Raw genomic sequence first — 9,652 nt, 5'->3', positions numbered from 1 at the left:
GGCGGCCCACGCTCCAAAGCCGGAGTGAGGGCACACCGAGCCTAGGCGAGGTGCCGAGTGTTGGGGCGAAGCGTTTTTGGTTACTTTTGGCGCTCTTCCAAAAGTGACCCGCTGTAAGAGCGGAACCATAGGTGGTCGTGACCGCAGCAACGGATATGTACTCGGTCAAAGCCAACGACATGGTCGGCCCGAAGGCCGCCACGGAAGCAAACCACAGACCTCTGAAAGTTGTGTAGATACCTATGACCATCGGAGGCCCCCTCCCACATTTAGGTCGCAGGGCATCAGTTGGATAGGCGTCGGCTCCCGAGCCGTCACAGCAACAATCTCCCAGCCCCAACAAAAAAATGCCCATCCCCGCCAAGGGATGGGCATTTTCCCTCCAACCATTACTGCTTGGCGTGCTTGGCCTGTACTTCAGGCATCGCCGAAGAATGATGGTTAAGAATTTTCCACTGGCCACCCACCTGCTCATAGACGAAGGTGTAGCGCGCCTGCACCTGACGCACCTTGCCATCCGACTCGGTCAGGGTGAAGGTGTAGACGCCACTGTCCATGGCCACGTTGCTGCCCAGCTGGCGGATCTCGCGGTAGTTGATCTGGCCCACCGGCTTGAGCGCCAGGAAGTGGTCGAAGTAGTCGGTGATCTGCTCCGGCGTCGTGCGCACCTGGTTGGAAACGGTCGGCTGCAACACAGCGCCCGGCGCGTAGAGGTCGACCACGGATTTCGCGTTGCCGGTCTGCAGGGCGCTGTTCCAGCGGTCGAATAAACCGGCAATCTCGCGGTCTTTGACATTGGCCGGCGCCTGGGCGACTTCACGGTAGACATACGGGGCCGTCTCGGCGGCATGAACAAACGGTACGCTCAGGGCAAACATCAGGGCGATCGGGGCGATATCGAATTTCATTGCATTACTCCAGTGGTCGTCGTTGAGGCCACTTTGCCAACCTGCCCGCCAGCCGCCATCGGCCAACCGGAGGTATTTACCTATGCCATTTGGCAGATAGCGCCCAAGGGGTCCGACCATGTCTAATAGATCCCCCTCGCGCCCGCAGCAATGGAGCATCAACCATGCATGACACGCCCCATGATCCCGGCAGCGCCCTGGCCATGCGCGCGCACTTTCGCCAATCGCAAAGTCGTACGGCGCGCCTGCGCCTGTTGGTGGATACCGGCCAGGAATTGCGCCAACTGGCCCCCGACGCCATGCGCGAACGCGTGCTCGCGCGGGCCTGCGCGTTTCTGGCCATGGACCACGGGCTGCTGCAGGAGTGGGACGCCGAGGGCATCGCCTATACCAGCGCCCGCCATGGCAACCCGTCGCGCTTGGGCAGCCTGGCCGCCCTCGCCGACCGCAGCCTGCGCACGGCGTGCTGGCAGGAGCGTCCATCCGAGGACGTGCCCAGCGTCTTGCAAGTGCCGTTGCGCGCCGGTGACGGCGATGCCTTTGGTGTACTGGTGCTGGGCAATAGCGTCAGCCTGCGGGCGCCGGAGCACGAAGACAGCGAGTCCCTGCAACTGCTCGCCACATTACTGGCCGCCCACCTGGAAAACGACCGGCTGCTGAGCACCCTCAAGCTGCGCGACAAAACCCTGTCCGACCTGGTCAACCGCTTGCTCCGCGCCCAGGAAGACGAACGCAAACGCGTCGCCTACGACCTCCACGATGGCCTGGCGCAAACCCTGGCGGGCCTGCACCAGCGGCTGCAAGGCTTTGCCGGGCGCTGCCCGCCGCTGCCGGAGGCATTGGCCGCCGACCTGGAGGCGATTCTTACCCTGGCCCAACACTCGGTTGGCGAGGGCCGGCAACTGATTGCGGGCCTGCGTCCCACGGTGCTGGATGATTTCGGCTTGTTCAAAGCCCTCGATAAGGAAGCCGACCGCCTGCGTGACGCCGGCATCAACGTGGTGTGGCAGGCGCACTGTGAGACGCGCTTACCCAGCCAGGTGGAAATCGCCTTGTTCCGGATCGGCCAGGAAGCCATCAACAATGTGCTCAAGCATGCGCGCGCCAGTCAAGTGCAACTGGTCCTGGCGCTGCACGACGGCCAGGCGTCCCTGCGGCTGGACGACAATGGCCGAGGCTTCAAGGCAGAGCCATCAGCAGATGACGTCCAGCATCTGGGCCTCGCCACCATGCAGGAGCGCGCCAGCCTGTTGGGCGGCAGCTTCACCTGCGTCAGCACCGTCGACGGCGGTACCCGGCTGCACGCCCGCGTGCCTGCGCACTTGATTGGAGTCCCGCAATGACCCACGTCCTGCGTCTGGTGCTGGCGGACGACCATGAAGTCACGCGCACCGGTTTTGTTTCCCTGCTGGCCGGCCACCCGCAGTTCGAGGTGGTCGGCCAGGCCAGTGATGGCCTGCAGGCGGTGGAACTGTGCGAACAGCTTCTGCCGGATATCGTCATCCTCGACATCCGCATGCCCGGGCTCAACGGCCTGGGCGCCGCGCGCTTGCTGCAACAACGCCTGCCGGTGGTGAAGGTGGTGATGTTCACCATGGACGACAGCCCCGAGTACCTGGAGGCGGCCATGAATGCCGGTGCGGTGGGCTACTTGCTCAAAGACGCCAGCCGCGCCGAGGTGATCCATGCGCTACAACAAGTGGCCGCCGGTGGCGAGGCGCTCAACACGGCGGTCAGCGCCCGGCTGTTGCGGCGCATGACCGAACGCCAGGCCAGCGGTGCCGCCCCCGGCGAACCGCTCACCCCACGGGAACGCCAGGTCCTCGGCTTGGTCGCCAACGGCATGAGCAACCGCGCCATCGGCGAACACCTGGGCATTACCACCGGCACGGCCAAGGCCCATGTCGAGCGGGTGATCGGCAAGCTCGGCGCGGCTGACCGTACCCAGGCCGCCGTGCGGGGCATCGCCTTGGGCCTGGTGACACCCACATGAGGCGGCCCAAATGAGAAAGCGTTGGGCCGACCTGCCGCTGCGCGGCAAGGCGCTGGTGGTGATTTCACTGCCACTGGTGGTGCTGTTGCTGTCCCTGGTGCTGATCTACACCACGGAACGCCAGACCGCCCGCGCCGAAGAGGATGTGCGCCGGGTTTTACGCGTGCAAGGCGATATCCAGGCCGTGCATACCCTGCTCGCGGAAGCCGCCGCCAGTGTGCGCGGTTACCTGCTCACCCGCCGCGAAGACTTCCTGCCCAGCTACCTGAACGCCAAGCCCCAGATCGAGTCGGCCCTGCGCCGACTGGACCGCAACGTACGCGATCAACGGGTGCGCGAGCAGCTCAGCGCGATCAAGCCGCTGATCGACGGCAAGGTCGACGGGCTGGAGGAAATGCTCAAGGACAGCGACGCCACACCGGAGTCCATCAGTGCCATCCTGATCAGCAACAAGCACATCCTCGACGCCCTGCGCCAACACATCAGCACCATGCTCACCCTTGAGGCGTCGTTGCTGGCCGAGCGCAGCGCCGCCGCCTCCGAAACCCGCCAACGCTTGTTGCTGTCGACCTGGCTGGCGGCGATCTGCGGCTTGTTCGGGGCGATTGTCGCGGTGCTGTTTCTGTCCAAGGGCATTGTCGCCCGGGTGCAGAATGTGCAGCGCAATGCCCAACGCCTGGCCCTGGGCTCGCCGCTGCTGCCACAGCCGCCGGAAAAAGACGAAATCGGCCAGTTGGGCACCAGCCTGGTGGAGGCCGGACTGTTGCTGGCCGAACGCGAACGCGCCTTGCGCGACAACGAAGAACGCTTGCGGCTGATCATCGACGGGGTCAAGGACTACGGGATCTTCGCCCTCGACACGGCGGGCCATGTCACCAGTTGGAACAACGGCGCCGAGCGGATCAAGGGCTATACCGAACAAGAGATAATCGGCCAGCATTTCTCGCTGTTCTACCTGCCCCAGGAATGCCCGCAGCACCCGGACATGGCGTTGCGCGAGGCCACCCGCAACGGTGATTACACCGAAGAAGGCTGGCGCTGCCGCAAGGACGGCACGCGGTTCTGGGCCAGCGTGGTGATCACGGCGCAATACGACGGCACCGGCGCCCTGCGCGGTTTTTCCAAGATCACCCGCGACATCACCGACCGCCGCGCGGCGGAGATCGCCCTGCGCACCGCCCGCGAGGAAGCCGAACGCGCCAGCCGCGCCAAAAGCCAATTCCTGTCGCGCATGAGCCACGAACTGCGGACCCCGCTCAACTCGATCCTGGGCTTTGCGCAACTGCTGGACATGGACGCGCCCAAGGCGCAAAAGGCCGATGTCGGTCATATTCTGCGCGCCGGCCAGCACCTGCTCACGCTGATTAATGAAGTGCTGGACATCGCCAAGATCGAGGCCGGAAGCCTGGCGTTGAATATCGTGCCGATCCCGCTTGCGGGCACCTTGCAAGAGGCGCTGACGCTGGTGTCGCCCATGGCCGCCGACGCAGGCGTGCAGTTGCGGCCGCTGCCGGCACTGGCGGCGGATACGGGCATCGTTGCCGACCGCCAGCGCCTGACCCAGGTGCTGCTGAACCTGCTGTCCAATGCGATCAAATACAACCGGCGCGATGGCCAGGTGAGCCTTGAGGTCGATATCCGTGGACAACGAGTCAGCGTGGCTGTGTGCGATACCGGCAACGGCATCGCAGCCGATCATATGGGGCAACTGTTCAAGCCTTTCGAACGCCTGGGGGCCGACCCGAATGTGGAAGGCAGCGGCCTGGGCCTGGCACTGAGTAAAAGCCTGCTGGAGAACATGGACGGCCGACTCAAGGTGCAGAGCCAGCCCGGCGTCGGCTCGCGCTTCACCCTGGAACTGCCCTTCGTGCGCGTGGCCCACGCCCAGAGTATTGCCACGCCCGGCATCGACACCGAATTGAAGCGCCCTGCTCCCGTCGTCAGCACCTTCGAGGGCAAGGTGTTGTGCATCGAGGACAACCTCTCCAGCCTGGCGCTGATCGAAACCCTGCTGCAACGTCGGCCCGGCATACGCCTGCTGTCGAGCATGCAAGGCCAACTGGGCCTGGACCTCGCCGCGCAGCATGCGCCACAGCTGATTCTGCTGGATGTGTCGCTGCCGGACATCAATGGTTTGAAGGTGCTGCAACGCCTGCGTCAGTCACCGATCACCCGCGAAACACCGGTGCTGATGATCACCGCCGACGCCAGCGACCTTACCCGCCAGGCGTTGCAGGAAGCAGGCGCCACTGCCGTATTGAACAAACCGATCAACGTGCCGGCGTTTCTCGCCCACCTCGACCAAGCTTTTCCGGAGCCCGCGTGAACCTCGACCTGCGTATTCTGATCATCGACGACCAACGCCCGAACCTCGACCTGGTGGAGCAACTGCTGGCGCGCGAAGGGCTGACCAACGTGCTGAGCAGCACCCAGCCGCTGCGCACCCTGGAGTTGTTCAACAGCTTCGAGCCGGACCTGGTGATCCTCGACCTGCACATGCCGGAGTTCGACGGCTTTGCGGTGCTGGAGCAACTCAACCGGCGCATCCCCCAGGGTGAATACCTGCCGATCCTGGTACTCACTGCCGACGCGACCCGCGACACGCGCCTGCGTGCCCTGGCCCTGGGCGCCCGGGACTTCATCAGCAAACCCCTGGACGCGCTGGAAACCATGCTGCGGGTATGGAACCTGCTGGAAACCCGGGTGCTGTACAAGACCTTGCGTACGCTGGTGCCGGCGGACCGGATTGAGTTGTTGCAACGTAGCGGATCAACGGCTATTCGACGCTGCTAGGGCGATTGGCTCACAAATCCACCACGTCGCCACGCCGGGATGTTGTATACGGCGGCCCGACACCGGACAATCCCGCGCCCGTCCATTTCGCACTACAGGGATATTCCGCGCATGGCTGCTTCCAATAAATGGCTGATGTCATCGGTTGCTTATTACCTCGATTTCTTCACCGTTCCGCTGTTTGTGGTAGCTGCCCTCTATCTGGCGCCCTTTGAGCCCTGGCTGGCACTGTCGGGCCTGCTGGCCTGGACGCTGGTGGAGTATTCGGCGCACCGTTTCCTGTTCCATTCGCTGTATCGCCGCGAGCATTGGACCCACCATATCGACGTGCTGGCCTACATCGGCGTGTCCAGCTGGAAAACCAGTTCGACCTTCGCCGTGCTGTTGTTGCTCGCCTGGTCCATCGGCCTCACCTCGGCGTTTATCGGCGCGGTGACGGGCTATTTCGTCTACATCTCGCTGCACTACGTGATGCACCGCCCGCAGCATTGGGCCTACGCCTTTATTCCGGGATTGGTGGCCAATCACGACCTGCATCACCGCAAAGGCATCGAGAAGAACTTCGGTGTGTCTTCGCCGCTGTGGGACCATGTGTTTCGCACTTATATTCGGGTTGAGGCGGGTGCAGAGCCGGCCTGAGCCCCCTCAGTGCTGATAAATCTCCCCAGGGGGGATGCCTCGGGGAGCAGCAATTTACTGCGCTCAAGGCAAAACGGCAGGATCCAGAGTTTCAAGCCCTCGGCGCTCTTAAAATCGAAAACGGGCAAGGGTTCGCAGAACGACTCTGTCCATGGATAGATCAGAACGGCGTGCCCGGCGTCCTTCAAGTAGAGGTGGGCGTACGCATGGAGCTGGTAAAAGTCGGCCTGGCTGAGCTTGTACTTCTCGAAACGGTTGCCTTTGGCGCGATCCAATAACTTCCATTTGGTGTCGAGCACCATTCGCGGCTGCGTGCCCTCTTGAACCAGCAGGTCGGGCTTCAGGCGGAACCAGTTCTCGTCCTTGTGCACCACCAGGTGCTCGCGGCTGACCTGGGTTTTCAGGCCAAAGCCGTCCTCCAACTGGCGCGCCAGATGCTTCGCCACATAGGCCTCAAAAACCGCCTCCATCGGAAACAACAACGACGGCACGTGATGCTGGCCGGCGCCCGGTACGGGGCTGTTGCCCTGCAGGATGAGCCGCGCCCATTCAAGGGCAGGTTCGTAATATGCCATGCCCCGGTCCAGCCGGATGCGTTTGAAGTCCTGCGCCACATCGGTGGGCAGCGGCACATCAGCGAAAACAAAACACAACTCGCGCGCCAGACGCTGATTGGCGGGCGCGCTGCACATACCCAGTGCTTTGCGCAGGGCCGCATGAATCAGGCGATTTTCAGCACGGTCCGGAGTGAACTCATCGTGCTCGGTAAAGAACCGGTCGCGCCGCACCAGATTCTCCGAGAGGTGACGCGCCATCACCAGCTTGCCGCGCAGGCTGGATAAGTTGGCTTGCCGGGCGGTGTAATCACTGCGCAGCCCTTTCCTGACGACATGCCTGACCGTCTCGAGAAACTGTTGCAGGAACACCTCGAGTAGCGGCATTCGGTCAGCCTGAAGATCGGCATTCAGCGTCTTGAGGTGACGAAAACCGCGCAGGCACTTGAGCATCTCGATCAGTTTCCGGCGCGCCAGGGACGCTGATGTTTCGCTGCCGATCTTGGGCAGGATCTCGATCTGGAAACCGCAAGGTGCACGCAGGACGCCCACGTAGCTGGTCACCTGGATAACGCGCTGCCCTCGGCGGCTGGTCAGTCTGAGCCAGGCAGGTGCGTGCTCGTCGGCTTTCAGGCATTGCTCTTCCAGCCAGGCAAATACGCGCCCGGGGATTACCGTTGCGCTCACCCCGTCGCCAGACTCCACCAGCCTGCCGTACTCAAAGATCTGTACGGCACTCATTCGGCGACAGGCTTGAATAGCGTCGAATAGATACCGATGTACGCTTGCGGTGTGTTGAAGGTGTCAGCATTCAGGCTATAGCGTGGCCGTAGCGCATACTCGTCCCACTCATCATTCGAACCAAACAGGTTCGTGGCCCCTCTGCCCGACTCAACATCGCGTACAAACTGGAGCTCAGGCGCTTTCTTTTGGTTGTCGCCCAGTACCAGCCTTATTTTCTGCCAATCGTCGAAAAAGTACTCCTCCAGCAGCGGGATGATCCGGGTTCTGAAAAGCGTGGCCAACGCCCCGAAACGCTGCTCCGAGGACATGCCTTTCAATGGCGTGAAATAGGCATGCCCGATGGTGTGCTCACGGTCATACAACGCTTCGATGCGCATGTTCAGGGCGGTCAACAGTTGTTCCAGGTCAATCTGGTGATCGCCCTTGGACACCGTGACACCCTTCAATACACGGGGATCCGGCATCAGTTCGATGAACTCGAAGCGGCGGCGCAAGGCGGTATCGACCAGCGCCAACGAACGGTCGGCGGTGTTCATCGTGCCGATCACGTCGACGTTCAAAGGCACGCTGAACGGCTTGCCTGAATAGGGCAGCGTCAGTGTCACCGAATTGACCTCACCTTCACGCTTGTCGAGTTCGATCAAGGTGATCAGTTCGCCGAAAATCTTGCTGATGTTGCCTCGGTTGATTTCGTCGATCACCATCGCGTACTGATGCGCAGGGTCCTTCCTGGCCCGCTCGCACAGGCGCAAGAAAGCACCCGGTTTAATCTCATAACGAACGTCGCCGGTGGTGGTCGCATCCGCATGAGCAGCGGTGCTGTCGAAAATCACCGGACGCAGCCCTTCGACAAATTCTTCGTAGCCGTAAGACTGGTGGAAGGTAACGAATTCGAAGCGTTGCGAAGGGTAGTCGGCCTCGAGCAGACGTTGCAAGGTCCAGGTTTTGCCCGTGCCGGGCGGCCCGAAATAGATTTGATTGCGGGTGATGATATTGGCCTCAGACAGCGCACTGTCACCCAGCAATACGTCCTCTTCCATGGCGACAACCTCTTCGATGCGGTACTGATCCGGCCAATAGCCAATGCGGCTGGAACGCTGGCCTCGTTTTGCCGAAACGCCCTGTTTCTGCGCATTGGCCGCTTCAACCAATGCCACCAGTTCAGGGCTCAACTTCTGGTTCAGCGGCACGGTATCCAGGCCGTCAAACGCCAACCATCGGACTTCGACACAATCAAAGCGCACAAACAGTGCCCCCATCGTCGATCCCCGAATGGCGCTTTTTTCTTTCCCGCCGAATACCAACTGAGTGTTGGTGGCTTTCGTGGCCCACCAGTCAAAACCCAACCCATGAACCGCGATGGCAAGACGCACAAACAACTGCGTCATTTCGCTGCTCCACTTTGGCTGCCGTTCTCTGAAATCCTTGCAGCACTGAAAATGCTGCAACAGTTGCGCCGCGTTCGGCGTTGTAATCAAACCCAGTTGTTCGGCCACTTGGCTGTACCCGATTGGGAAATGGTTGATGGCGTGTGCGCTCCACTCGATGATTCCCGAGAAGCCTATCGCCAGGCCTTCTTCGGCCGACATGAGCGCAACAATCGGCGAGTCGTGGTAAGGCCCACGGATTTCGTCGTAGCGCCTGCGCAGGGAGGCATCGTCGAGTTTGGCGTCGACCAGATCAATCTTGACGAAGAAACCGTCAACGGCGTCGATGCCTACGGTGTAGGCCAGCTCCAGGGGAGCATCCGCGTACGGATAGATACGCGACCAGTTGTAGGCCACGAACTTTCTGTTCCACTGGTCTATGGGTCGGCGAATGGTTTTAGTGGTGCCTTGGGGGAAGAGACGCTCCTGCAAAGTCTCAGCCCACCGCTTGGTGATGTCATAGGCGTTGCGCAGTTGGCTGTAAGCGTCGCGATGGGTGGTATCGGTCTTGTCGAAGACCTTTTCGTGCCATTCGCTCAGGCATGCGAATTGGTTATGGGTAAAGTTGGTGGGTACCACGTGCTGAAATTCCTT

9 protein-coding genes are annotated in these 9,652 nt (G+C 61.7%); 5 read left to right on the top strand and 4 right to left on the bottom strand.

Translation table 11 applies throughout. The annotated features are described in order from the left end of the window. Positions 1 to 250: hypothetical protein (locus Q8X51_RS29000; protein ID WP_407694989.1), on the bottom strand; the 250-nt coding region annotated here is incomplete at its 3' end. 139 nt (positions 251 to 389) lie between these two features. Further along, entirely contained in the window at positions 390 to 908 is a 519-nt protein-coding gene (locus tag Q8X51_RS28995; protein WP_065927722.1) for an SgcJ/EcaC family oxidoreductase, read from the bottom strand. Positions 909 to 1,072: 164 nt separating this feature from the next. On the opposite strand from Q8X51_RS28995, the gene Q8X51_RS28990 reads away from it, so the two are divergent. The 5 genes from Q8X51_RS28990 to Q8X51_RS28970 all read left to right on the top strand — a co-directional run bounded on the left by Q8X51_RS28990 (position 1,073) and on the right by Q8X51_RS28970 (position 6,333). Then, positions 1,073 to 2,251, top strand: a complete 1,179-nt coding sequence (locus Q8X51_RS28990) for a sensor histidine kinase (RefSeq protein WP_137213042.1) — start codon at positions 1,073 to 1,075, stop codon at positions 2,249 to 2,251. Continuing rightward, a complete protein-coding gene (locus Q8X51_RS28985; RefSeq protein WP_407694528.1) occupies positions 2,248 to 2,901 on the top strand; it encodes a response regulator in 654 nt (217 codons plus the stop codon). The genes Q8X51_RS28990 and Q8X51_RS28985 overlap by 4 nt, the downstream gene beginning before the upstream one ends. A gap of 10 nt (positions 2,902 to 2,911) precedes the next feature. Further along, positions 2,912 to 5,227 carry an ATP-binding protein gene (locus Q8X51_RS28980; RefSeq protein WP_407694529.1) on the top strand — a complete coding sequence of 772 codons (2,316 nt, stop codon included), beginning with the start codon at positions 2,912 to 2,914 and terminating at the stop codon, positions 5,225 to 5,227. After that, positions 5,224 to 5,694, top strand: a complete 471-nt coding sequence (locus Q8X51_RS28975) for a response regulator (protein ID WP_065927726.1) — start codon at positions 5,224 to 5,226, stop codon at positions 5,692 to 5,694. Before Q8X51_RS28980 ends, Q8X51_RS28975 begins: the two co-directional genes overlap by 4 nt. 111 nt (positions 5,695 to 5,805) lie before the next feature. After that, complete coding sequence (locus Q8X51_RS28970; RefSeq protein ID WP_407694530.1) at positions 5,806 to 6,333, top strand: sterol desaturase family protein; 528 nt, start codon at positions 5,806 to 5,808, stop codon at positions 6,331 to 6,333. Here the strand turns inward: Q8X51_RS28970 and Q8X51_RS28965 are convergent. Next, positions 6,297 to 7,628: an McrC family protein gene (locus Q8X51_RS28965; protein WP_407694531.1), complete on the bottom strand. Its 1,332-nt coding sequence runs from the start codon at positions 7,626 to 7,628 to the stop codon at positions 6,297 to 6,299. The genes Q8X51_RS28970 and Q8X51_RS28965 overlap by 37 nt on opposite strands. After that, positions 7,625 to 9,637, bottom strand: a complete 2,013-nt coding sequence (locus tag Q8X51_RS28960) for an McrB family protein (protein WP_407694532.1) — start codon at positions 9,635 to 9,637, stop codon at positions 7,625 to 7,627. Before Q8X51_RS28960 ends, Q8X51_RS28965 begins: the two co-directional genes overlap by 4 nt. Positions 9,638 to 9,652: the final 15 nt, after the last annotated feature.

The organism is Pseudomonas sp. Yb2C2 (assembly GCF_052112325.1).
GTDB classification, from domain to species: Bacteria; Pseudomonadota; Gammaproteobacteria; order Pseudomonadales; family Pseudomonadaceae; genus Aquipseudomonas; species Aquipseudomonas marginalis.
Note: the sequence above shows the minus strand (reverse complement) of the source record. Positions and strands in the feature narration are given on the sequence as shown.

Excerpts from the sequence above, each read along its gene's own strand:
- Q8X51_RS28995 (WP_065927722.1), bottom strand. The coding sequence starts at position 908 with ATGAAATTCGATATCGCCCCGATCGCCCTGATGTTTGCCCTGAGCGTA.
- Q8X51_RS28990 (WP_137213042.1), top strand. The coding sequence starts at position 1,073 with ATGCATGACACGCCCCATGATCCCGGCAGCGCCCTGGCCATGCGCGCG.
- Q8X51_RS28985 (WP_407694528.1), top strand. The coding sequence starts at position 2,248 with ATGACCCACGTCCTGCGTCTGGTGCTGGCGGACGACCATGAAGTCACG.
- Q8X51_RS28980 (WP_407694529.1), top strand. The coding sequence starts at position 2,912 with ATGAGAAAGCGTTGGGCCGACCTGCCGCTGCGCGGCAAGGCGCTGGTG.
- Q8X51_RS28970 (WP_407694530.1), top strand. The coding sequence starts at position 5,806 with ATGGCTGCTTCCAATAAATGGCTGATGTCATCGGTTGCTTATTACCTC.
- Q8X51_RS28965 (WP_407694531.1), bottom strand. The coding sequence starts at position 7,628 with ATGAGTGCCGTACAGATCTTTGAGTACGGCAGGCTGGTGGAGTCTGGC.